The sequence below is a fragment of the Acidobacteriota bacterium genome, from assembly GCA_016716715.1.
Lineage (GTDB): Bacteria > Acidobacteriota > Thermoanaerobaculia > UBA5066 > UBA5066 > Fen-183.
In genome coordinates this window covers 489,416-514,214 of the sequence record JADJVE010000001.1, presented here as the reverse complement: position 1 = coordinate 514,214, position 24,799 = coordinate 489,416, and the positions used below count along the sequence as shown (strand labels likewise).

At 72.0% G+C, this 24,799-nt stretch carries 11 protein-coding genes and 1 pseudogene; 7 read left to right on the top strand and 5 right to left on the bottom strand.

The window, feature by feature from the left end; translation table 11 throughout:
* Positions 1-109: 109 nt before the first annotated feature.
* Entirely contained in the window at positions 110-1,510 is a 1,401-nt protein-coding gene (locus IPL89_02235; GenBank protein ID MBK9062009.1) for a CHRD domain-containing protein, read from the bottom strand.
* Positions 1,511-1,530: 20 nt separating this feature from the next.
* The gene (mfd, locus tag IPL89_02230) at positions 1,531-5,028 is read right to left on the bottom strand and encodes a transcription-repair coupling factor (protein MBK9062008.1); all 3,498 of its coding nucleotides are present in this window, start codon (positions 5,026-5,028) and stop codon (positions 1,531-1,533) included.
* 91 nt (positions 5,029-5,119) lie between these two features.
* Between mfd and IPL89_02225 the strand changes: the two genes are divergently transcribed.
* The 5 genes and pseudogenes from IPL89_02225 to IPL89_02205 all read left to right on the top strand — a co-directional run bounded on the left by IPL89_02225 (position 5,120) and on the right by IPL89_02205 (position 10,118).
* Positions 5,120-6,169 carry a cytochrome c3 family protein gene (locus IPL89_02225; GenBank protein MBK9062007.1) on the top strand — a complete coding sequence of 350 codons (1,050 nt, stop codon included), beginning with the start codon at positions 5,120-5,122 and terminating at the stop codon, positions 6,167-6,169.
* A complete protein-coding gene (locus IPL89_02220; protein MBK9062006.1) occupies positions 6,166-6,906 on the top strand; it encodes a cytochrome b/b6 domain-containing protein in 741 nt (246 codons plus the stop codon). Before IPL89_02225 ends, IPL89_02220 begins: the two co-directional genes overlap by 4 nt.
* Positions 6,899-8,374, top strand: a complete 1,476-nt coding sequence (locus IPL89_02215) for a HAMP domain-containing protein (GenBank protein MBK9062005.1) — start codon at positions 6,899-6,901, stop codon at positions 8,372-8,374. The genes IPL89_02220 and IPL89_02215 overlap by 8 nt, the downstream gene beginning before the upstream one ends.
* Positions 8,361-9,012: pseudogene (locus IPL89_02210) on the top strand (response regulator transcription factor). Before IPL89_02215 ends, IPL89_02210 begins: the two are co-directional and overlap by 14 nt.
* Positions 9,013-9,167: 155 nt before the next feature.
* Complete coding sequence (locus IPL89_02205; GenBank protein MBK9062004.1) at positions 9,168-10,118, top strand: hypothetical protein; 951 nt, start codon at positions 9,168-9,170, stop codon at positions 10,116-10,118.
* A gap of 40 nt (positions 10,119-10,158) precedes the next feature.
* Here IPL89_02205 and IPL89_02200 read toward each other — a convergent pair whose 3' ends face one another.
* Positions 10,159-11,496 (bottom strand): hypothetical protein, encoded by a 1,338-nt coding sequence (locus tag IPL89_02200; GenBank protein MBK9062003.1) that lies wholly within the window; start codon positions 11,494-11,496, stop codon positions 10,159-10,161.
* Positions 11,497-11,538: 42 nt separating this feature from the next.
* Positions 11,539-15,849: a carboxypeptidase regulatory-like domain-containing protein gene (locus IPL89_02195; GenBank protein ID MBK9062002.1), complete on the bottom strand. Its 4,311-nt coding sequence runs from the start codon at positions 15,847-15,849 to the stop codon at positions 11,539-11,541.
* Between the two features lie 178 nt (positions 15,850-16,027).
* Here IPL89_02195 and IPL89_02190 point away from each other — a divergent pair, with 178 nt between their 5' ends.
* Both IPL89_02190 and IPL89_02185 read left to right on the top strand, forming a co-directional pair.
* The gene (locus tag IPL89_02190; protein ID MBK9062001.1) at positions 16,028-19,339 is read left to right on the top strand and encodes a hypothetical protein; all 3,312 of its coding nucleotides are present in this window, start codon (positions 16,028-16,030) and stop codon (positions 19,337-19,339) included.
* A gap of 77 nt (positions 19,340-19,416) precedes the next feature.
* Positions 19,417-22,230, top strand: coding sequence for a hypothetical protein (locus tag IPL89_02185; GenBank protein MBK9062000.1), 2,814 nt, complete (start codon positions 19,417-19,419; stop codon positions 22,228-22,230).
* Between the two features lie 15 nt (positions 22,231-22,245).
* Here the strand turns inward: IPL89_02185 and IPL89_02180 are convergent, their stop codons facing one another.
* On the bottom strand, positions 22,246-24,798 hold the full coding sequence (locus tag IPL89_02180) for a DUF2339 domain-containing protein (protein ID MBK9061999.1): 2,553 nt from the start codon (positions 24,796-24,798) through the stop codon (positions 22,246-22,248).
* Between the last annotated feature and the right edge of the window lies 1 nt (position 24,799).

Below are 24,799 nucleotides of genomic sequence, written 5' to 3'. Positions count from 1 at the left end.
CACCGTCGCGACGACGGACGGCCCGGGGGCGCCGGGCCGTCCGCTGCGCGAGCAGCCCGCGGCGACCGCTACGGCGGCCAGGACGAGGGCTGCCGGCGCCCGCGCCCGGTCAGCGCGCGTTGTACGACGCGACGGGGAAGTCGCCCTTCAGGCCCCAGAGCGTCGCGGTGGCGGTACTGGACAGGCTCCTGAAGACCCAGAACGTGCCGTTGGCGCCCACGGTTGCGCCGGCACGGTACAGGGCGACGTCCGTGCGGCCATCGCCGTCGTAGTCACCCTGCACGACGAGATCCGAAGAGATGCCGAACGTCTGGACGCGTACCGCGCCGTTTGAGGACTGGAGGATCCACCAGGTCATAGGCGACGCGGCCAATGCGCCCGTCCGCACCGCGACGAAGTCCGTCTTGCCGTCACCGTCGAAGTCGCCCGGCGCGATGAAGTCCGTCTGGAAATTGCCCCAGGGCTGCGTCTGAACGCCGCCGTCGGAGCTGCGCTGGATCAGGAAGGTGTTGTTCGGCGACAGCCCCCCGTACCGGTACACGGCGAGGTCCGCCTTTCCGTCGCCGTCCCAGTCCTCGGGGACCGGGGTGTCGCCGCTGGTTCCACTGACGCCGGTGGTTCCCCAATGCGCGGCGCGAACCGCGCCGTTCGAACTCTGCATGATCCACCAGGTCGCGGGCGCGCCGGGCGACGCGCCCGGGCGAAATATGGCGACGTCGGTCTTCCCGTCGCCGTCATAGTCACGGCACACCGCAATGTCGCCGCCTACACCCCATGGCAACTGGTGGACGGAGTTGTCGCTGCTGTACCGGATCCAGAAGGTGCTCTGCGCGCCGGCCGTCGCGCCGGCCCGGTAGACCGCGAGGTCGTCCTTCCCGTCACCGTCGTAGTCCCCGGGCGCCGGGAAGTCGGTGGACGCGTCGCCCCACAGGGCGGCCTGGAACCCCGAGGTCGTGTTCTGGTTGAAGTACGTGATCGGTGCGGGCGAGCCGCCAGGGAAACGCAGCACGCTGAGGTCGGTCGCGCCGTCGCCGTCGTAGTCCACGCTCCGGCGGGGCGCGAGCTGGCCCCGGATCTCGCCGTTGGGAAAGTTCACCGAATGCACGTTGACGTACATCAGATGCGACCGCATCTGCGCGATCTGAGTCGGCGTGATCGGCGACGAGCCCGAGATCGTGCCCGAAGTCCCGCCCACGACTCCGAAGTTGATCGCGACGCCCACGTTCGCGCCGATCGCCGCGGGTCCGTGGATGTGCGACCCGTTCTGGGCGCTCGACAGGCCGGTAAAGACGATCGTCCAGTCGATCGTCAGCGCCGCTTCGTTGAGTTTCACCCGGGCGTAGCCCGTCGCGGTCGACGCGTTGGTGGGCACTTCCTGAGCGCTGTTGAGGAAGGCGCTGTAAGCCTCCGCCATGACGACGACGGACTGCTGGACTTCATCGGCGGCCTTCGCCGTGAATCCGAGCACCGCAAAGGCGCACACCGCCACGGTCCGCAATATCCTGCTCATGAATTGGCCTCCCTGGCGCCCTAGGCTATCCCGAGACGCGGACCGAGTCCACGGTCACGCGCGAGGGAGACGAGGACGTCGCGGGCGCGCGAGGCGAGCGCGTCGGGCTCCGCGCCGAGGAACGCCTTCGGGAGGCGGAACGCGTCCGGCCCGGCCGCGACGAGCGCGCCGGCCTTCAGGAGGTCGACGACCTTCGCGGGGTCGAGGGCGTGGTCCTTCTCGAGCGTCGCCGCGAGCTCGTCGCCGCGGCGCTGGAGCGCCCTCACGCCGAGAGCGCGCGCGAGGAGCCGCAGCCGCGCGAGCTCGAGCAGCGCCCGGAACGCGGGCGGCGCCGTTCCGTAGCGGTCCTCGGCCGCGGACGCCTCGCGTTGGAGCGTCGCCTCGTCGGCGGCGCCCGCGATCTTCTTGTAAAGCGCCATCCGCAGGTTTTCCTCCGGAATCCACGCGGCCGGAAGGGCGAGCGGCACGCCGAGCTGGAGCGTCACGTCGCGCGTCTCTCTCACCGGCTCGCCCTTCATCTCGGCCATCGCCTCCTCGAGGAGGTTCACGTACGTCTCGAAGCCGACCGACTCGATGTGCCCGGACTGCTCGCCGCCGAGGACGTTCCCCGCGCCGCGGATCTCGAGGTCCTTCGCCGCGATCCGGAAGCCCGCTCCGAGGTCCGAGAACTCCTGGATCGCGCGCAGGCGACGTCGCGCGTCGTCCGAGAGCGGCATCCCGGGCGGGACGAGGAGCCAGCAGCTCGCGGCCTTGTCGCTGCGGCCCACGCGGCCGCGCAGCTGGTAGAGCTGCGAGAGGCCGTAGAGGTCGGCGCGGTCGATGATCATCGTGTTGGCCGAGGGGATGTCGAGCCCATTCTCGACGATCGTCGTCGCGAGGAGAAGGTCCGCCGCGCGGGTCACGAACGCGCGCATCGCCCGCTCGAGCTCGCCCTCGGACATCTGGCCGTGGGCGCTCACGACCTTCACGTCCGGGACGAGCGCCTGGAGCCGCTCGCGCCACATTCCGAGCGATTCGATCCGGTTGTGGACGACGTAGACCTGCCCGCCGCGGTCCACCTCGGCGCGGATCGCCTCGCGGATCACGGCGTCGTCCACGGCGACGACGTGCGTGTCGATCGCGAGGCGGTCCTTCGGCGGGGTCTCGATGACGGACAGGTCGCGGATGCCCGCGAGCGAGAGGTGCAGCGACCGGGGGATCGGCGTCGCGGACATCGCGAGGACGTCGACGGAGGCGCGCCACTCCTTGATCCGCTCCTTCTGCGCGACGCCGAAGCGCTGCTCCTCGTCCACGACGAGGAGGCCCAGGTCCTTGAACGCCACGTCCTTCGAGAGGATCCGATGCGTCCCGACGACGACGTCGAGCGTCCCCTCGGCGAGGCGCCTCAGGACCTCCTTCTGCTCGTCCTTCGTCCGGAAGCGCGAGAGGAGGTCGAGCGTGACGGGGAACGCGGCGAAGCGTCGCTTCAGCGTCCGGAAGTGCTGGTCCGCGAGGATCGTCGTCGGCGCGAGGAACGCCGCCTGCTTGCCGTCGAGGACGCACTTGAAGATCGCGCGCATCCCGACCTCGGTCTTTCCGTAGCCGACGTCGCCGCAGAGGAGCCGGTCCATCGGCTTGTCCGACTCCATGTCGCGCTTCACGTCGCGGATCGCCGCCGCCTGGTCCGGCGTCTCGACGTACTCGAACGCGTCCTCGAACTCCTTCTGCCACGGCGAGTCCTTCGAGAACGAGTGCCCCGGCGCGGCCGCGCGCCGCGCGTAGAGCTTCAGGAGCTGGTCCGCGATGTCCTTGACGGCCTTTCGGACGGATGACTTCCGCTTCTCCCAGCCGGCCCCGCCGAGCCGGTCGAGCGCGGGCGAGGGCCCGTCGCCCGCGGAGGCGTACTTCTGGATGAGGTCGAGCCGCTCGACCGGGACGAGAAGTTTCGCGTCGCCCGCGTACCGCAGGTCGACCATCTCGCGCACGGCGCCGGCGTCGTCGATGCGCGCGAGGCCCGCGAAGAGCCCGAGCCCGTAGTCGCGGTGAACGACGACGTCGCCGACGTTGAGGTCGCGCAGGTCCGAGAGGAACGCCTCCGACGCCGACTTGCGCCGCACGGCCGCGGTCCGCGGCTCGCCGAAGAGGTCCGAAGCCGTGAGGAGGAGAACGCCCGCGGAACGGAACAGGAAGCCCGTGCGCGGGCCGCCGGAGACGACGCGGCACGCGCCCGGCGCGAGCGGCGAGGTCGGGTCGGAGTCGGCGCCCTGGTGGTCGACCTCGTACTCGGCGAGAAGGCGCTCGACGTGCTCGCGCTCGCCCTTCGACGCCGCCGAGAGCACGACCGCGAGGCCGCCCTCGCGCGCGCGGGCGATTTCCTTCGGCGCGTCCGGCAGGCGGTCCTCGAAGGAGAGGACCGACTCGGCGCCGATCGCGACGGTCTCGCCCGCGGGCACGGCGGGCGCCAGCGCGAGAACGGTTCGCCGCGCGACGTCCCCGGCGAGGCGGTCCGCGTCCCCCGCGAGGCGCGCGGGATCGGGCGCGACGCGGCCGGCGGCCCGCGCCTTCTCGTAGTCGAGGGAGAGGACGTCCGCCGCGCGGCCCAGCTCGGCGGCGACGGCGTCGGGATCGTCGACGGCCACGACGTGCGACGGCGCGTGGTCGAGGACGTGCGCGGCGTCGCGCCCGTCGAGAAGCGGCAGGATCTCCTCGAGGCCGTCGTTCTTCCGCGCGAGCGAGAGGTCCCGCGGGACGGGCGGATCGTCGTCGGCCGTCCGGCACGCCGCGAGAACGCGCTGCGCGGCCTCGCGCGTCGCGCGCGTATCCGGTGTGAGCGCCATCGGCGGCAACGCGACGGCGGCGAGCGCGCCCGTGGAGCGCTGCGTGTCCGGGTCGAACGAGCGCAGCGAGGCGACGGCGTTCAGGTCGAACTCGATCCGCACGGGCTCGTCGCGGTCGGGCGGGAACACGTCGACGAGTCCGCCGCGCACGGCGACGTCGCCGGTCTCCGTGACGAGGTCCACGCGCGAGTAGCCCTCGGCGAGAAGCCCCTCGACGAGGCGCGCGGGCGACACGTCGTCGCCCGCCGCGACGCGGCGCGTGCGTTTCGCGAGGTCCGCCGGCGGCGGGAGCGCGCGCAGGAGGGCGCGCGCCGGAACGACGAGGACGGACACCTCTCCCGAGGCGAGGCGCTGGAGGGTCCCGAACTCGTCGCGGCGGACCTTGAGCGAGGGGGCGATCCCCTGGTACGGCGAGAGCGCGGGGGCCGGGAAGAGGGCGACGCGCGGGGCGCCGAGGACGGCCGCCGCGTCCCGGGCGAACGCGGCCGCGTCCCGCTCGTGGGCGAACACGACGGCCCATTTGAGGCCGAGGGGGCCGCCGACGGCCTCGAGAAGGAATGGAAAGAGGCCCGGAGGAGCCCCCGTCAGGGACACCCCTCCCGTCGACGTCCCGAGGACCCCCGCCTCGATCCGCCCGGCGAGACGCGCCACCGCGGGTGCGGCGGCGACCGTCTGGATGAGCGGACCTCCCCGCCCCGGCACGGGCGGAGATTATCCGGATTCCGCGCTAGTCACTTTGCTTCATTGACCCCCCCTCCCCCGCCGGGCACCGTGCGAAGCGGAGGCTCGTGTGATCACCGGCCGTAAAGGTCTCATTTCCGGCGTCTTGTTCGTCTTCCTCTTCGCCGCGCCGCTGGCCGCGGGCCCGAAGGAAAAGGAAGAGATCGAGAACTGCCTGTCCTGCCACGGCGACAAGTCCGCGTCGTTCAAGCTCGCCGACGGCTCCGAGCAGTCCGTCTTCGTCGACAAGGCCGTCTTCGAGAAATCCGTCCACGGGACGAAGATCTCCTGCACGGGCTGCCACCCCGCCCAGAGCGAGCTCCCGCACCCCGAGGTGAAGGCGAAGACGAAGGCCGAGTTCTCGGCCTCGTTCAAGGACCTCTGCAAGTCCTGCCACTTCGAGAACTACACGAAGGCGCTCGACGGCGTGCACTACGCGGTCATCCAGAAGGGCGGCGCCGCCCCCTTCTGCACGGACTGCCACGGCGCGCACGACATCACGAAGCCCGACGCGCCGAAGACGCGCGTCTCGGACACCTGCGGCGCCTGTCACTCGGACATCGCCGAGGTCTTCGGCAAGAGCGTCCACGGCCTCGCGCTCGCGCAGGGAAACCAGGACGTCCCGGTCTGCGTGGACTGCCACAAGGCGCACGACATCGCAGACCCCACGACGACCGCCTGGAAGCTCAAGCTCGTCGACGCGTGCGCGAAGTGCCACACGAACAAGGCCGTCATGAAGAAGTACGGCCTCTCGACGGACGTCGTGCAGACGTACCTGAACGACTTCCACGGCATGAGCGCCTCGCTCGCGAGCTCAGGCAAGACCCCGCGCGTCATCACGGCGCTCTGCATCGACTGCCACGGGACGCACAACATCACGAAGGCGAAGGACGGGAACTCGCAGGTCCTGCAGGCGAACCTGCAGAAAACCTGCGCGAAGTGCCACCCGGGCGCCCCGAAGAACTTCACGGACTCCTGGCTCTCGCACTACCAGCCGAGCCCGAAGCGCGCGCCGCTCGTCTGGGCGGTCGGCGTCTTCTACAAGGTGTTCATCCCCTTCCTGATCGGCGGGCTGGTCCTGCAGATCCTCCTGCACCTCTGGCGCGTCATGGTGAATCGATGACCGACTACGCCGTCCGTTTCTCGAAAAAGCAGCGCATCGAGCACTTCGTCGTCATGACGACGTTCGTGCTCCTCGCCCTCACCGGCTTCCCGCAGAAGTTCTACGAGGCGGGCGCGGCGCGCTTCCTCGTGAAGATCTTCGGCGGGCTCGACGGCGCACGTCTCGTGCACCGCGTCTCCGGCTTCCTCTTCGCGGCCCTCACGTTCTTCCACCTCTCGGCCGCGATCCTCTCGACGCTGCAGCACAAGATGAAGATGACGCTCGTGCCGGACCGGCAGGACTTCAAGGACGCCGTCCAGCAGCTGCGCTACTACCTCGGGCTCGCGGACGAAGAGGCGAAGTTCGACCGCTTCGACTACCGCCAGAAGTTCGAGTACTGGGGCCTCGTCCTCGGCGGCCTCGTCATGATCGCGACGGGCTTCATCCTTTACTACCCGATGGTCGTCGCGCGCTTCCTCCCCGGCGAGCTGATCCCGATGGCGAAGGTCGCGCACAGCAACGAGGGGCTCATGGCGTTCCTCGTCGTCATCACGTGGCACATCTACAACGCCCACCTGGCGCCCGGCATCTTCCCGTTCGACCCGGCCATCTTCACCGGGAAGATCCCCGTCGAGCGCCTCAAGCACGAGCACCGGCGCGAGTACGACCGCCTCTACGGTTCGGACGTCAAGACCGCCGAAGCCGCCAAGGCCACTCAGGAACCCGCACCGGAGAAACCCGCTCCGGCGGATGGCTGACGCCGCGTCCCCCCTGCCGCGCCGCAGCTGGGACCGCGGCGGCCTGCAGCGCCGCGCGGTCCTTCTCGCGATCGTCGGGCTGCTCGTCCCGGCCGCGGTCCTCGCCGAGCTCGTCCGGCGGGGCTTCGAGGACACCAGCCGCCGCCTTCTGAAGGAGCGCGAGACTCTCGCGCGCTCCGTGGCCGTCGCCGTCGAGATGACCGTGTCGGACCCGGCGTTCCAGGCGCCGGGCCTCAAGGAGGCGCGCGCCGGCCTCGTCCTCAGGACGTTTCGCAACGACCACACGCTCGCCGTCGAGCTCCTGGACGCGGACGGCCGCGTGTTCGCGGCCAGCGCCGCGGTCCCCGAGGCGCCGGACGACGTCGCCGCATCCGCTCCCGTCGCGTCCACCGCGTGGCGGGTGCGCGTGCGCCAGCCGCGCCCCGACGCCTTCGCCGAGGAGGTCGCGCTCAAAGGCTGGTTCGCGTTCCTGACGCCCCTCTTCCTCGTCGTCGCGGGCCTCTTCGCATGGGGCGCGGCCCGGAGCGTGCGGCGTCCGCTGCGCGTACTCACGGATTCGGCCGAGCGCCTCGCGGCCGGCGACCTGTCGCAGCCTGTCCCTCTCCCGCCCGAGGACGCGGGGCACGACGACGAGACCGGCCGCCTCGCGCGCGCGTTCGAGACGATGCGCGTCGCTCTCGCGGCCTCCATGGACGAGGTCACGCAGGCGAACGCGACCCTGGAGCGCCGCGTCGCGGCACGAACCGCGGAGCTCCAGAAGCTCTACGCCGAGCTCAAGGACCGCGACGCCCGCCGTGCGGATCTCGTCCGGAAACTCCTTTCCGCGCAGGAGGACGAGCGGCGGCGAATCGCCCGCGAGCTGCACGACGAGACGTGCCAGACCGTCGCGGCGCTGGCCGTCGGGCTCGACACCGTCCGCCGCGCCTCCACTCCGGAGGAGGCGAGCGCGAAGCTCGAGGACGCGCGCGCCCTCGCCTCTCGCACGCTCGACGGCCTCCACCGCGTGATCTTCGACCTGCGCCCGTCCGTTCTCGACGACCTCGGCCTCGTGTCGGCCGTGCGCTGGTGGGTCGCCCGGCATCTGACGCCGGCCGGGATCACGGCGCGCCTCGAGATCGAGGATCTCGACGACCGGCTCCCAGCCACGGTCGAGATCCCCGTCTTCCGCGCCGTCCAGGAGGCGCTCACGAACATCGCGCGCCACTCGGGCGCGAAGACGGTCCTCATCCAGATGTCGTTCGAAAACGGCGCTCTCTCCGTGGACGTCGAGGACGACGGCCGCGGGTTCACGCCGGCCGACGTCGCGACGCCCTCGGAGACCGGGCAGGGCCTGGGCCTCCTCGGCATGCGCGAGCGGATCGAGATCCTGGGGGGTACTCTCACGCTGGATTCGGCGCCCGGCGAAGGAACGCACGTCGCGTTCACCGTCCCGGTCCCGAAGGAGGAGCCTGCCCGTGCCGCGCATTAGGGTCGTGATCGCCGACGACCACGCGCTGTTGCGCGAGGGGCTCCGCGCGCTCCTGAAGACCGCGGACGACATCGAGGTCGTCGGCGAGGCGGCCGACGGACTCGAGGCGATCGAGGCCTGCCGGAAGCTCGGCCCGGACGTCGTCCTCATGGACATCGCGATGCCGGGCCTCGGCGGGCTCGAGGCGGCGCTCGAGGTCCGCAAGGTGAGCCCGCACACGCGCGTTCTCGTCCTGACGCAGTACGACGACCGCGAGTACGTGTCGCGCTTCCTCAAGGCCGGCGCCGCGGGGTACATCCTCAAGAAGGCCGCGGGCACCGAGCTCGTGTCGGCGATCCGCGGCGTGGCGCGCGGCGGCCTCGTGCTGGACCCCGCGATCGCGCGCGACGCGATGGTGGGTGACGCCCCCGCCGGGCTCCGGCGCCGGCGAGGACCCGTACGACCTGCTCACGGACCGCGAGAAGCAGGTCCTGAAGCTCGTCGCGGAGGGCAAGGCGAACAAGGAAGTCGCGGCGCTCCTCGACATCGCCGTGAAGACCGCGATGTCGCACCGCGAGCACGTCATGGAGAAGCTCGGCGTCCACGGGCGCACGGAGCTGATCCGCTTCGCGCTCCGCCGCGGAATCATCCAGGGCTGAAGAGTTCGGATTCCTGCGAAGGTGATTCGGGTCACCGAGCCGGCCCTGCGGGGGCCGCATGGCGCGCCCGGACCTCCGTTCTTCGCGCCGGGACCATCCTTCCCCCTCGACAGAGGCCCGTTCCGGGCGCACGTTGTGTCTCAGAAAGGGAGAACATGAGACACCACCGCGTTCCCGCGTTCCTCGTCCTCGCCCTCGCCCTGTCGGCGGCCCCCGCGTTCGCCGCCGACTCGGTGACGATCCTCAGCATGACCCCCGCGTCCCCGGCGGGGCTCGCCGGCGTCCCGCCCGCGACCCCGATGGGCCCCGGCAACTCGATCGAGGTCGTCTTCGCGTACAGCCTCGAGACGCAGGCCACCGGCCGCATCGGCTTCTACACGGCCGGCGAGCCCGGCAACCCCGCGCACACGGGCCTCGAGGTTCCGTTCATGATCGCGAAGAAAGGAAAGGGCGAAGGAAGGACCCGCTTCTCGGTCCAGTGCGCCCAGGGCTTCGCGGGCTGCACGATCAAGAGCGTGCGGTTCAACCTGTTCTTCGACGGTCCGGGGGGCCTCGTGAAGCTCTTCGAGGGCCACAAGGCCGTCGACTACACGTTCAAGTGCGCGCCCGTCGGCGTCCCGCCCGGCGGCGGCTCGAACGACAGGAAGCCGAACATCACGTCGGCGCGTCCGGGCCTCTACGTCTGGGGCAGCGATCCGGCGAAGAAGCACTGGGTCGACTGGAACGGCTCGGTCAAGCTGACGGCGGCCGAGTCGATCAACCCGCACCCGACGCCGAGCAACGGACAGTGCGCCTTCAACGTCGAGTACTACGAGAAGGAGACGAACGGCGTCGCGACGGGCAACTTCAAGAACAAGCTCTACTCCGACGCGAACGAGCGCGCGATCAACGGGCCGTTCGCGCTCGCCGCGAGTGAAGCGAAGAGCCTCGTGACACAGCCTTACCTCGACTCGGGCGCGCATGGCCTCAAGCTCGTCCTCGACGCCGAGGGCAACGTCGCCGAGACGAACGAGGGCGACAACGCCTTCTCGATCCGCTACCACCTCGACGGGCGCTGCGACAGCAAGCCCTCCACGTCGCCGGCCGCCGCCGCGACGAAGCACTGACCCGCGTCCGCGGGGGGGCGCCCGCCCCCCCGCGGCGTTCTCAGAACGCCGCGCGCAGCGTCACGAGCCACTCGTCGGGGTGGACGAATCCGCGCCGCGTCGTGGCGTCGTGACGGGCGTACTCCACGGTGAGGTCGAGTCCGCGGACGATCCCGACGCGGACGCCGTAGTCGACCTTTCGCCAGTTCCAGCCGACCGACGGCGCGACGAAGCCCGCCGGGTTCTCCCAGAGGTTGTCGATGTACGAGATCCGGACCTCGGGCTCGACCCAGTTCACGACGCTCTGGTCGCCCGAGGCGAAGAGGCCGGGTAGCGGGATGCGCCACGAGAGCTCCGCCTCGTAGCCCTGCCGCCAGAGGCCCGCGATCTCCTGCTTGATCGCCTGCCCGAAGAAGTGGACCGGCCCGAAGCGTGCCTCGACGTTCACGCCCCACTCGATCTTCTCGTTGCCCTCGATCGGGAGCGAGACGCCGACGCCCTGGAGGAGCCGGAGGTCCGCGCCGTAGAACGTCCCGTGGAGGCCGACCCGGTCCGCGAGCTCGCGCCGGAAAATCCACGCGAGGACGTCGATGCCGCTGCGCCGGGTCTCACCCCAGTTCCAGCGGAAGCCCGCGCCGCCGCCGAGCTGGACCTGACCCGAGCCGCCGACGTCCGGCGCGAGCGTGTCGTAGAGGATCGGGAAGCCGGAGTTGTAGACGACGGGCGTCGTGGACCCAACCGTGCGCTCCGGCGTCCCGTTGTCGCCCGCGAGGGCGTTCGGGTCGCGGAAGAAAAGAGGCGTGCCGCCCGTGACGCTCGCGCGCCAGTAGACGTGCGGACCGAACGAGCCGCCAGCCTCGGCGCCGGTCTCCTCGAAGCGCCCCACCGCCGTCCCCCAGAGGCCATAGCTCTCGAGACGGCGCACGATCTGCTTGGAGAAGCGCGGGAACTTCCCGAGCTCGAGGTAGACGCTCGTGCCGTCGGCGACGCGCAGCGTCTCGACCTTCTTCCCGAACCGCACGAACGCCTCGCGGAGCAGAACCTTGTCGGCGCTCGAGGTCGGGTTGCGGTTGTAGAGGTCGAGGACGTTCACCACCGCGCGCGCGAAGATGTCCGGCGTGATGTCGGCCTCGAGCGTGAGGCCGAGGTTCGGGGCCTCGACGTGCGCGCCGGGGTCCACGGTCTGCATGACGATCGGGAACGGCGTCCCCGTGTTCGGCACGGTGATCGCGAGATCCCGCGAGTCCCGGAACGCGGCCTTGATCTCGACCTTGAGGCGCAGCTTCCCGGAGTCGGAGACGAACGGGCTCGCGCCGGCGAGCATCGAGTCCTGCGCCGCGGCCGAAGCCGCGACGCCGGCCGCGAGGACGCAGGCGAGGAACGCGCTTCGGAGTCTCATTCCGCCCCGCCATTCTACGGGGCGGCCGCGGGGCCCGGGACCCTACGGGAGCTGGACCGGCGTGATCCCCCCTTCGTTGACCGTGAACGTCGTCCCGCCGCCGCCGTCGAGGGCGAGGACGTAGCTGCCCGGCGCGAGGTTCGTGAGGCGCCGGAAGCCCGTCTGCCCGGTCGCGTCGGCCGTGATCGCGAGCCGCCCGTCCGTATTGAAGAGCGTGTACGGATAGGGCATCCCGGCCGCGGTCCGAAGCGTGCCGCGCAGGATCCCGTTCACGAACGACTTCGGCCCGACGGAGATGTCCGCGGACCCGCCCGGCGTGAGCGTGACGGGCAGCGCCCGTGACGGAACGGAGACGCTCGCGATGTAGACGGTCGCGTAGCCGCTCGCGTTCACGAACAGGGAGTAGCCGCCCGGCTTGAGCGACGTGATCTCGCCCGCGCCGTTCGAGTCGAGCGAGATCGTTCCGGCGTAGACCGCCGCCCTCGACCCGTCGAGGACGCGCACGGACACGCTGCGCATCGGGACGCCCGCGAGCCCGTCGCGCGCCTGGATCTCGATCCCCTGCCCGCGCGCGAGCTCGACGGCGAGGTTCTCGCTCGAGCCGTCGTCGGCGGCCGTGATCGCGCGCTTGTCGTACTGGTAGTCCGGCTTCGAGCAGTTGAGCGTGTAGGCCTGCGGCGCGATGTCCGAGAACTGGAACCGGCCCGTCGAGTCCGTCTGCGTCATCCGCTGGACGCCGCCGGAGCCGTTCGCCGCCGGCGGCGCGGAGAGAGAGACCGTCACGTCGGCGAGCGGCTGCTTCGTGTCCGAGTCCGTGACGAGTCCCGCGACCTTCGCCGTCGGGAAGTTCAGGTCGAGGCTCTGGTCGCCCGTGAGCGACACCGTCTGGCGCACCATCGACGCCCCGCCTCCCGTGAGCGGGTCCGCCGACGCGGTGACCGCGTACGAGCCCTCCTGCAGACCCTGGAGCGCGTAGGCGCCCGACTCGTCCGTACGCGCGGTCGCCTGACGGCCGCCGCCGCCCTGCAGGTTCGCGACGACCATCGCGTTCGCAAGGGGCTGGCTCGCGCGGGTCACGCGGCCCGAGAGCGTGAACCCGATGTCGAAGACGATCTCCGTCTGGAGGAGCGGCACGTCGTCGGCCGCGGTGACCTGCTTCGTCGCGCTGCGCGACGTCCCCATGCCGTCGCCCGCTTGCGCGCGCAGCGTCACGGGCCCGGCGGGGACGCCTTCGACCCGGAACGATCCGTCCGCGCCGACCTTCGTCGTCGCGAAGAACGACTCGACGCCGCTCGCGATCACCGTCGTCTGGCTCTTCCAGCCGTCCGGGAGGCCGCTCACGATTCCCTGGATCGTCGAGCCGGCCGAGAGCGAGAGGACGAGGTCGTTGCGCGTGTCGCCCGACTGGAGGACGACCTCCCCGAGGTTGCTCGACTTGCCATTCAGGCCCGCCGACGCGCTGTACCGGCCCGCGACGAGGTGGTCGAAGACGAACCTGCCGGTCGCATCGCTCGTCGTCGTCTGTCCGCCGCCAAGGATGCGGCCGAACCCGGCCTCGCCCGCGCCCGCGAGCGAGACGGTCGCGCCAGGCACGGGCTGGTTGCCCGAGACCACGACGCCTCCCACCGAGCCGCCCGAGGCGAGCTTGATCTCGACGGTGCCGCCGGTCTCCTTGACGTCCGCGACCTCGCTTCCGTCCGCGTAGTCGGGGCTCTTCGCCGTGACCTTCAAGCGTCCGGCCGCGATCCCCTCGACGGTGAAAGCGCCCTCGGCGTCCGTCGTCGTCTCGTCGCCGCCGTCGAGGCCCAGCGGGCCGCCGCGGCCGAACATCCCGCCCGGGCCGCCTCCGCCGGCGCCCGCCGGCTCCCAGGTCACGGTCGCGTTCGCGACCGGGCGCCCGGTCTTTCCGTCCGACACGCGCCCCTTGAGGACCGTGCCCGGCGTCGCACGCACCTCGACGCCGTCCTTCGTCCCGCCCTCGTCCACGGCGAGACTCGCGACGCGCGCCGTCTGGTAACCCTTCGCGTCGAGAACGACGGTCCACGTCCCCGCGGGCACGTCCTCGAGCGTGAAGGCTCCGTCCTCCGTCTGGAAGTCGCGTTTCTGCCCGATGCCGGTCTGTGCGCCGGCCCCGCGCGCGACCATGCGGATGACCATCCCGCCGCCACGGTCGGGCTCGTAGGAGACCGAGAAATTCCGGAGCGGCTGGCCCGACTTTGCGTCCCGCGCGAAGCCCGCGATGCGCCCCGTGCCCGAGACGACGATGTCCGCGCCGGCCGCAGGCGCCACGACTCCGCGTTTCTGCGGCCCCATTCCCCCGCCGCCGAACGCGGAGAGGTCGTAAGCCTGCCCCGCTTTGAGGCCGTCGATGAAGAACCCTCCGTCCGCGCCGGTCGCGCCGTCGGCCGCGATCGCGTTCAGGAGGCCGGCTCCGGGGCCGCCGCCGGGCCCGCCGCCGCCCCCGCGCCCGCCGCGGCCGCCGCCGGCCGCCGCGCCCGCGCGCACGAGGAATCCCTCCACGCCCTCGCCGTTCTTGCGGCGCACCGCGCCCGAGATGCTCGCACCGGGCCCGAGCGCGACGAGGACGGGCTCGGCGCCCTGTTCGGTGACCTTGACGGGGTCGACGCGCTCGGTCGCGAAGCCGGGCTTCTTGAGGACGAGCGCGTACTCGCCGACCGAGATGCCCTTGATCGCGAACGCGCCGTCCGCGCCGGTCTTCGTCTTCGGGCGCGCGCTCGGCCCGCCGAGCCGCACGAAGTTCATCATGACGCCGCCGCCGCCGCTCCGGATGTTCATCGACGGATCGACCTGGACTTCCACGTCCGCGAGGGGCTGGTCGCTTGCGTCCTTCACGAGGCCGGTGATCGTCGCGCCGCGTTTGAGGACGACGGTGACGCCGCCCTTCGTCCCGCCAGCCGGGAGGGACAGGCCCGCCAGCGTCGCGCGCTCGAACTCCGCGTGGCTCACGAAGAGGCGCTGGTTGTCGCCGGGCGCGAGCCGCGAGGCCGTGAACGTCCCGTCGGGCCGCGTCCGGAACGCCGCGATCTCGGCGCCCGAGCGGATCATCTGCCGCAGGCCCGCCATCGCGCTCTCGCCTCCGCGCGTGAGCGTGCCGCGCGCCGCGGCCACGGGGACGCCGTTCTCGTCGACGACCTTGCCCGCGAGGGACGCCCCGAGCGTGAGCGCGACGTCGAGCTTCCTCGCCTCGCCGGGCGCGAGGGCGAGCGCGGCCTGGACCCACGGCACGTGGCGCGCCTCGTCCACGGAGAGGCGGTACGACTCGGGCGGCACGCCCTTCAGCGCGTAGGTGCCGTCGGGCGCCGTACGCACGAGCCGCGCGAACGCGTTCCCCTTGAGGAGGATCTTCGCGCGCGGGACGGGCCGGCCCGTCTTTTCCTCGACGACCTTGCCCGTGAGCGCCGACGGCGCGGCAAGCGTGACGGTCAGCGTGCGGCCCTCGGGGAGCGGGAGCTTGACGTCCGGCTTCGCGGCCCACCCGGAGTCCCCGGCGTCCACGACGAGGGACCCGCGGCCGTCCGGCGCATTCCGGATCGCAAACCCGCCCTCGGCGTCCGTCAGGATCCAGCGCGTCGTCGCCTTCACGCCTTCGAAGCGCACGAGCGCGCCCGCGACTGGCCGCTTGGCGGCGTCGCGGACGACGCCCGCGATCGGGAACCCGGTTGCGAGCGCGATCGGCTTCGCGAGGCCGCCGGCGCGCAGGCCCGACGCGCGCGCGGGTGCGAGCCCGTCCTTCGTCACCGTGATGCGGTTGCCCGTGGCGCCCGCCTCCTCGAAGCGGAAGACACCGTCCGCGCCCGTCACGACGCTCCGCGCGAGAGTCCGGAACGACGGGTCGCCTGGGCCGCCGCCGCCCGGCTCGAGGACGACGTCGGCGCCCGCGAGCGGCGCGCCGGAGGCGTCCACCGCGGTGCCGGAGATCTTCTCGGCGCGCGACAGAAGGTGCTCGCCGAGGTCGTCCGTCTCGGATGCGTCGTAGACGTCCTCGAAGAGGATCGGCACCACGCCCGCGCCCTCGGCCTGGACGCGGAAGAGCTTCTCCTTGCCGGCCTCGGCAGCGACGGTGAGCGCGAAGGAGCCGTCGGCCCCCGTCGTCGCCGTCGCGAAGGGCTTCGGGGCGGACGGGGCCGGACCGGCCTTCGCCTCGCGCTTCGCCTCTTCGCCCGGCGTCTCCCACGCGACGGCGGAAACGGTCACGCCCGCCGCGGGGCGGTCGCCCCGGTCCGAGACCAGGAGCCGGCCGCGGATCTCGCCCGCGGAAGCGGAAAGCGCGAGGCAGAAGGGAAGCAGGAGGATGAGACGGCCGGGCCGAAGCGCTTTCAGGGGCGTTTTCACGGAGCGAACCTCCACGTCGATTTGACCCTACAGGGGCCGGACGCCGACTGACGAGCAACCCCGCTGCCAGCGCAACACGCCGCTCCAGGAGTCCCGCGCGTGCAACCTGGTCAGACGCGCGGGAGCGTCGAAAGGTTACGCACCCTGCGGCCGAGCGAATACCGCTATTCTGTCCGAAGTGACAGACACACGCCGCCCGCCCGCCCGCCGTATCGCGTCCCGCGCCGTCGCGCTCGCCTGCCTCGCCGTCCTCGGCGCGGCGTCGCCCGCGCGCGCGGGGCTCAGGTTCCAGCAGGTTCCGACGCTCCAGGGGGCGACCGCGACCGCGCTCGCCTCGGACGGCACGAACGTCTGGGCCGGAACGCCGTGGGGCGTCTGGAAGCTGGCCTCGGGCGCGTGGACGCCCGGCGGACTTGCGGGACAGAACGTTCTCTCCCTCGTGTCGGGCAGCTCCGTCTGGGCGGCCGACGGCGCGCAGGTGTGGCAGCGGCAGGTGGCCTGTGCACCGACTCCCGGCGGACCGTGCGTGGATTCCTGGCTCGCGGAAGCGGTCCCCGTCTCCGTGACGCAGCCCTCCGCGCTCGCAACGGACGGGACGAGCGTCTGGGCCGGGGGCCTCGGAGTCGCGAAGAAGACCGGCAACACGTGGGCCGTCCTCGCGAGCCCGGGCGGCAAGGTCGTTTCGGCCGCCGTCTGGAACGGCGACCTCGTCGCGGGCGTCCGTGGCACCGTCGCGCGTTACACCGGCGCCGCAGTCACGTTCCTCTCGACGGGAATGCCCGTCACGGCGACCGTGCAGGCGCTCGCGTCCGTGAACGGCGTCCTGTGGGCCGGCACGGACCAGACGCTCTACTCGTGGAACGGCGCGGCCTGGGTCGCGGAGCCCGGTTTCGGTTTCCACGACGTTCGCGCGATCACGTTCGGCGGCGGCGTCCTGCGCGCCGCGACGGCGGACGCGGGCATCCTGAAGAAATCCGGCTCCTGGGCGCCCGACAACTTCACGATCCTCGCCCCCGGCGCGCTCAGTTTCACGGCCGCGGGGACGGACCTCTACGCGGGAACCGCAGGAGCGCCCGTTTACCAACTGTCCGGTTCGTCGTGGGTGGAGGCGGGAACGGGGCTCTGGGCCTCCACGATCTCCGACGTCGCGACGATCGCGGGGACCACGCTCGCCTCCGCGCGCGGCGCGGGCCTGGCGCCCGTGTCGTCCGTACTGGGCAGCGCCTCCGCGAACGGTTGCGGCGACGTGACGTCCCTCGCCGGCGTCGGGAGCGCGGGCGCCGAGGCGCCGGCCGCGTCCGGGCTGTTCCTCGCGGCGTCGAACTGCGACGTCTCGGCTTACACCCTCGTCAACGCGTCCATCACGTCGACGGCGCCCGCGGTCGCCGGGCTCCCCGCCGGCGTCGTGCCGTCCGCGCTCGTGCGCGTCGCGGCCGACGGCAGCGTGGCGGGCGGCACGCCGAGCGCCGGGATGTGGCGCTGGGTGGTCTCCTCGTGGTCGGCGGACAACGGCGGCCTCTCGGGAACGGAGTCGATCCTCGCGGCGCGCGAGGTCGACGGAACCCTCTACGCGTCGACGGGCACGGCCCTCTTCGCGCGCAAGCAGACGTGGCAGGGCGCGCCGGGCGCACCGTCGCTCGTGCAGGCCATCGGCGGCGACGCGGCGACGCTCTTTGCGGCGCCGGCGACGGGCATCGCCGCGGCGACACTCGGCGGCTCGATCCCCGGATCGTGGCGGAGCGACGACTTCGGCGCGAACACCGCCTTCGTTTCGTCGCTCGACACGGGCAACGGGATGGCCCTTGCGGCCGGCGGCGCCGCGGGCGTCCTCCGCAAGAAGGACGGCGGCTGGCAGCCCGAGAGCGCGGGCGTCGAGTTCGGCGTCGACGCGCGCGTCGTGCGCGTCCTCGGGACGACGCTCTGGGCGGGCACCGCGGGCCGCGGCCTCTTCGCCGCCGACACGTCCTCCTCCGCGAAGCTCGTGCCCGTCGTCCTCGACGTGCCCGGGGCCTCTGGCGCGCGGTTCCGGTCCGACCTCACGCTCGGCAACCGGTCCGACGCGGACCTCGACGCCGTCGTCGCGTTCACGGCCGCGCCCGACTTCGCCGGCTCCGGGAGCGGCAGCGCCACGGTGGCGCTCGCGCCCCACACCGAGATCCGCGCAGCGGACGCGCTCCAGTTCCTGCGCGACCGCGGCGTCGCGATCGGCCCGCCGCCGGTCGCGGGCTCTCTCACGGTGTCCATCGACCCGGCCAGGCTTCCGAACGCCGGGACGGACGCGCTCTACGCCTTCTCGCGGACGTACGCGACCGACGCCGCGGGAAGCTACGGCGTCTTTCTCGACGCCCCGTCCGACCTCGACGCCGCCGAGGAAGCCGGCGCCATCTACGGTCTTCGCAGCGTGAGCGGCGTCTCTCGTTCGAACCTCGCGTTCGCGCACGTTCCGGGGCGCGGCGCGGACCCGATCACGCTCTCCGTCCAGGTCTACGACCAGTCGGGTGCGACCGCCGGGGCGTCGATCCTCGTCACGCTTGCTCCCGGCGAATGGAAGCAGCTCAACGGCGTCCTGCTCCAGGCCGGGATGACGGAGCCCGCGCACGGGTACGTGAAGATCGCGCGCTCGTCCGGCATCGGCGCGTGGACGGCGTACGGCGTCGTCAACGACGCGAAGACCTCCGACGGCTCGATCCTCCCGCTCTACCGCCCGGGCGGCCTCTCCGCGGCGCGGCGGCTCGTGGTCCCGGTCGTCCTCGACGTGTTCGGCGCCGCCGGCTCTCACTACACGACGGAGCTCACGCTCGCGAACGACGGCGCGTTCCCGACTCCGGTCGATCTCTTCTACAAGCCCTCTCTCGGATCCTCGACCGGCGTGCCCTTCGTGACGCTCACCCTCGCCGCCGGGCAGCAGACGACGATCCCGGACATCATCGGGTACCTGAGGAGCAAGGGCCTCGTCGTGCCCGACGCCTCGACGGGTGCGCAGGCCGGGACGCTCGCCGTCGAGTTCCGCAATCTCTTCAGCCTCGACGCGCCGCGCACCGTCGCGATCGCCCGCACGACCACGCCGAACCCGAACGCGGCGACGGGCGGCGCTTTCGGCGTCGCGTACCCGGCGGCCGCGAAGGGCGGCGGGGCGCGAGCCTCCGCGCTCGTCCCGGGCCTCACGCGTGACGCGTCGATTCGCTCGAATCTCGCGGTCGTGCACCTCGGGGGCGCGTCGGAGTCGACCCTTTCTCTCTCCGTCCAGCTCTGGGACGCCGCCAACGGGCAGCCCGTCGGCAGCGCGGTCTCGGTCTCCCTCGCCCCCGGCGACTGGACGCAGTGGTCCGGCATCTTCGACGTGGCGGGAGTTCCCGCCTCGGTCACGAAGGCCTACGCCGTCGTCCGGCGGGTTTCCGGCGACGACACGTGGCTCGCGTACGGCGTCCTGAACGACGCGCAGACCTCCGACGGCAGCTTCATCCGGATGATCCCGGCGACGGAGTACTGAGAAGAACGGGGCGTGAGCCCGCGGTTCGTCGCCGCACTTCCGGTTGAGCCCGGAACGTCCGAAGCCCAGGAGTCGCCATGAAACGCGTCCGTCCGGCCCTCGCCGCCGCCGCCCTCCTCCTCGGGCTGTCCGCCGAGGCCCGTGTCGTCTCGTACGCGCCGATCACGAGCCGCCAGTCGATCCCGGCCGTCCAGAAACGCACCAATCGGCACGCGCTCCTGATCGAGCAGGTGTCCGTGATGTCCCCGCCCGGACCAAGCTGCATCTCCTGCTTCACGCCGCAGGCGCGCCTCGTCGTCTACGACACGCAGGGCGTCGAGGAGCCGCGCGACGTCACGCCCGGCGGGGCGCCCGCCGTCCTCTACTCCGCGGCTGCCTTCGAGGCGGAGGACGGAGTCCTGACCCTCTTCGCGACCGGATGGGCGAGCCTCGCTCCGGGCGACAACCCGACCGGCCTCAGGGCGTTCTTCAGCCGGGACGGCGGCACGACGTGGTCCACGCTGGCGCTGCCTGCTCTTCCCGGGGTGACCCGGTCCGTGGACACGGGCGGACCGGTCGTGAACGAGATTGGATCCGGCATCCGGATCGGCACACGTGAGAATCCCTTTCTTCTCGCGTTCAACGAATTCGACTCCGGTTGGTATCTGGGGCTCTGGGACATCTCGGCCGCCGGGGTCGCGCGGCGACGCGTGCTCGCCTCGTACGAAAGCCGTCTCGTCGGCATGGACCGCGAAGGGCGACGTGCGCTGCTCTCGGGCACCCCGTTGCAGCCCTCGGGACAAGGGGGCTCGGGGACCGGCCCGGGCCTCTACATCGTCGACCCCGACGGCAGCGTCCATTGGCTCAGCAACGAACCCGGGAATGACTGGCGCCAGGGCTGGATAACACCCGATGGTCAGGCCTATGTCGTGGGATTCGTTTTCCCGCCCTGGCACCGTTCCGTCACGAGGGTTGGGGCCGGGACGCGAACGGAGATTGCAACCGACTCCCCATCGGAGGACTCCACCCTGCTCTTCGCCGTGCCGACGGCCGATTTCTCCGGCGCGTGGATGATCCAACGCGGCACGGGCCCCACGGTTCTCTCGTCGCACACGCCCGCCGGCGGCCTCGTCGAGGCCTGGCGCGACGTCACGCGGCCCGAGGTCGAGGCGCTTCACGCCGGGAGCTCCGGCACGCGCCTCCTCGTCCAGGTCCACCGCCCGCGCCCGCAGGTCGACCAGCGCATCTTCAAGGACCCCGCGCTCGCGATCTGGGAGGTCGGATCGCCCGCGCCAACGGCCTACGACGAGCTCTTCCTGCAGGAGACGGACTACAAGGGCTTCGTCCACCTCGACGTGGACGCGGCCGCGACGGGCGCGCCGTTTCTCTTCGATTCCGGCGCGTCGTATTCCGCGTTCTTCCCGCCCGTGGCCGGGCCGTCCGGCGGAGGCGGAGGCGGAGACGTCGTCCAGGAGTGGGGCGTCGTGCGCGGCTCGCTGCGCCAGCGCCTCGTGATCCCCGCGGCGGCGCACGCGTCCGGGATGTTCGGCGCCGCGTGGCGCACGAATCTCGTCCTGCGCAACCCCGATGCCGAGGCCGTGCGCGTCACGGTCGGCTTCCTTCCGAACGCCGACGCGGCGGCCTCCGCGCCGGATGCGACGGTCGTGCTGCCGGCCTCGTCCGTCCTCACCGTGCCCGACGTCCTCTCGACTCTCTTCGGCCTCCCCGCCGGAGCGGGCGCGCTCCTCCTCTCTCCGGAAGGCGCGCGGTCGATCGAGGCGACGAGCCGTACGTACACACCCGCTGCCGGCGGCGGGACCTACGGGATGAGCGTCGCGGCCGTCGACGTCTTCGCCGCGCTCGGCACGAACTTCCCCGTCAGCTTCTCGGCCGCCCTCCTCGGCGACGGGTTCCGCTCGAACCTCGTGACGACGGACGTGAGCGGCCGCGGCTCGAGCGCCGGCCTGCTCGTCAGCGGGGACTCCGGCGCGCCGGGCCCGCTCGAGGGCGCGATCGCGACGCCCGCGGCGTCCCAGCGCCAGGTCTCCGACCTCGCGGCCGCGCTCGGGGCGCCCGCGTGGAGAGCGGGCTCGCTTCTCTTCACGCCGCGCGGCGGGGAGACCATCGCCGGACTGATCGTGATCGACAATGCGACGAACGACCCGACGTGGTTCCCTCCGGACGTCCCTTCGCTCGTCGCCCGGACGATCCCGGCGGTCGTCCACGCCGACGGCGCAAAGGGCGCGAAGTTCCGGACGGATCTGTTCCTCTACAACCCGTCCGAGCGGATGCAGTCGGTCACGCTCGCGATCAAGCTCTGGAGCGAGAACACGACCGAGCGGCTGCTCACGCTGCCGCTCCTTCCCCGCGAGTCCAAGACGATCCGCGACGTTCTCTTCGCGGCCTTCGGGCTCTCGGGCGTCGCGCGCCTGAGATTCCAGACGTTCGGCGCGCTCGACGACTCCGGCGGCATCCGCGTCACGTCGCGCACGTACACCGTCACGCCCTCCGGCGGAACGTACGGACTCCTCCTGCCCGCGTTGAACGGCTTCCAGTCCGCGGGGGGCGGCGAGTCGCTCGAGATCCTGCTCCCGGCGGGAGGCGCGGGCTTCCGGACGAATCTCGCGCTCGTGGACCTGTCCTCCGCGCCCGGCTCCGGCTCCGTGGCCGTCAAAGTGGAGATCTTCGACGAGGCCGGGATCAGGCGCGACGTCTTCGAGACGCCTGTCCCGCTCGCGGGAGGCGTCCAGATCGACGACCTCTTCCACGGCCGCGGCCTCGGAGACGGTCCCCTCTCCGGCGTGCTGCGCATCTCGCCGGCGGGTGGCCTCGTGGCCGCCTACGCGAGCGTCATCGACAACGTCACGAACGACCCGCTCTACGCGCCCCCGGTGCTCGCCGCGAAGCCGTGACCGACGGTCACGCCGTCAGGATTCGGAACGCCGCAGCACGAACCGCTGCAGGAGCAGCGCCACGAGCGCGAGGCACACCGCGAGGCCGACGAACGACCCGACGCGGTAGAGGCCGCCGAGCTGTGCGAGGTCGAAGAGGAAGCATTTGAGGATCGTGACGACGAGGAGGACGAGCGCGGCGGCACGCGCGCCGCGGCTCTTCTTCGCGATCCCCGTGACGAGCAGCGCGATCGCGAAGAGCGCCCAGCCGAGAGTGTAGGCGAGCCCCTCGGCGAGCGTCGTCGAGAACGGGTTCACGACGATCCGCCGCCCCTCCGCGAAGAAGTCCGCGATCTCGAGGTTCAGGAGCGCAAAAAGGATGGCGACCCCGCCCGCGGGCAGGAGGGCGACGCCGACCGGCCACGCCGCGGCGCCCGGGCCCCGGAGGAGGACCGCTCCGGCGAAGAACGCCGCCGCCGCCGCCGCGTAGACCCAGAGATACCAGTTGAAGACCGGCGCCGCCGCGCGCGCGTGATACGTGAGGACGGCGGGATTGAGCGCCAGCCTCACGAACGCCGCCGCGAAGAGCGCGAGCGACCAGACGACGAGGCCGCGGTGCGCGATCCGCCCGAAGAGCCACGCGAGCGCGGCGCCGAGGAACGCCCAGCCGAGCGTGAGCCACTCCTTCTCGAACTGCAGCGGGATCGCCACCGTCACGAACGCGAGCGCCGCGCCCGCCACGAGCGCGAGGCGCGAGCGGTCTTCCTCGGGAGGGATGCCGAGCGTGAGTAGGCGGCCCAGGAGGGCGGACATCCCGAGCGCCATCGCGAGCGGAAGAAATCCGATCACCGGGCGGTAACCGCCCTCCTCGAGCGCGACGCGCAGGATCGGGAAGAAGCCCGCGCTCGCGAGCACCGCCGCGAGGTACGGCGCGCGCGCGCGGCCCGCGCGCCGCCCGAGCACCAGCGGATGGAGCACGAAGAGCGCCCAGAGGACGCCCGCGAAGAGGGCGACCTCCTGCCACGGCGCACCGTCCCGGCGCCAGAACCCCCATGCGAGGGGCGCGAGGATCGCGGGGCCCGCGGCAAGGACGGAGAGGCGCGGCTCGGGAGCCCCCGCGGCCACCGCGAAGAGCGCGACGAGGAAGAGGGCGTGGGCCGCGAGAACGGCGCGGAGCGGCGGCGAGCCCGGCACGAGAGACACCGCGATCGCCACGGCCTGCGCCCCGACGAGCGCGACGGCGGCGGCGCGGCCGAAGGCGATCGTCCCGTCGAAGACCCACGCCGCCACGCTCCAGAGGGCGAGGGCGGCCGCCACCGCGAGGGCGGCCAGCGGCCACGGCGTGCGGCTCGCGGTGAACGTGAAGCGCGCGACGGCGAGGACGGCCAGGGCGAGCCCCGCCGCGTTCACCCACGCGGCCCCCGCGCGGCGCGCCGCGAGCGTCGCCGCCGCGGTGAGGATGAAGAGCGCGAGCGCCTCGGGAACGGCCGGCGGGACGACGAGCGACCTCTCCGCGGCGACGAAGAGGAGGAGCACGTGGCCCAGAAGCCCGAGGCCCGCCGCCCCGGCGGGCAGCGGGTCCGGCGGCGCGAGACGCGCGCCGAGCGCCGGCGCGAAAAGGTAGAAGAGCGAGAGGCCGACCGCGGCCGTCAGGGCTGGCACGAGGAGGTCGGGCGTCAGCGACTGCACGCACCAGGAACCGAGCACCGCCAGCGTCGCGAGGCCCGCGAGCGTGTGGAGGAGAGGCGCCTTCCGGAGAACGGCGAAGGCGAAGAGGCCGACGGCGAGGAGGCCGAGAAACGGGAAAAGGACGGGCCACGACGTCCCGAGGAGGACCGGCGTCGCGAAGCCGCCGAGGAGACCGAGCAGAGCGATGAACGTCGAGTCGTGACGGACCGCGAGGATCACGGCAAGAGCCGCGACGGCGGCGAGCGCGACGAACGTTGCGCCGGAGCCGAGGATCCCCCAGCGCGCGTGCGCCGCGAACAGCGTCGAGAACAGGATCACGAGGCCCGCGGCGTCGAGCGCGTTCGCGGTGACGGCGTACCGTCGCGCGGCCCGGAGCTCGCACAGGACGAGGAGCCCCGATCCGGCGGCGATCCCGATCGCCATCTGGATCGGCTCGGTGAGCCAGCCGCGGTCGATCGAGTAGCGCAGGAACAGGATCGCGCCGATGGTCAGGAAGATCCCGGCGATCCACGAGAAGAGCTTGATCCCGACGAAGCTCTCCCAGTCGACCGGAGAGGATGTCTTTGCTCCCTCTCGAAACACTTCGCCGAAGCCAGCAGGCGCGACTGAAGCAGCCGCATCGGCGCTTTGCTTAGAAGGTGTAGAGGGCGGTGGGGCGAATGCCACCGGCGGCGCGGGGAATGCGATCGGCGGTGCGGAAGCATCCGTCGCGCGGGCCGGTGCGGCCGCGTGCTCCGCCTCCGTATTCACCTTCAAAGAAATTCTTTCTTCTCTTCCCTCTCCCTCCCCCGGCGCGCGCAGCGCGGCGACCTCGTGTTCCAGCCGCACGACGCGCTCGCGCAGCCACGCCGCGAGCCCGAGGGCAGCGAAGGCGACGAGAAGAGCGAAGAAGGTAAACAAG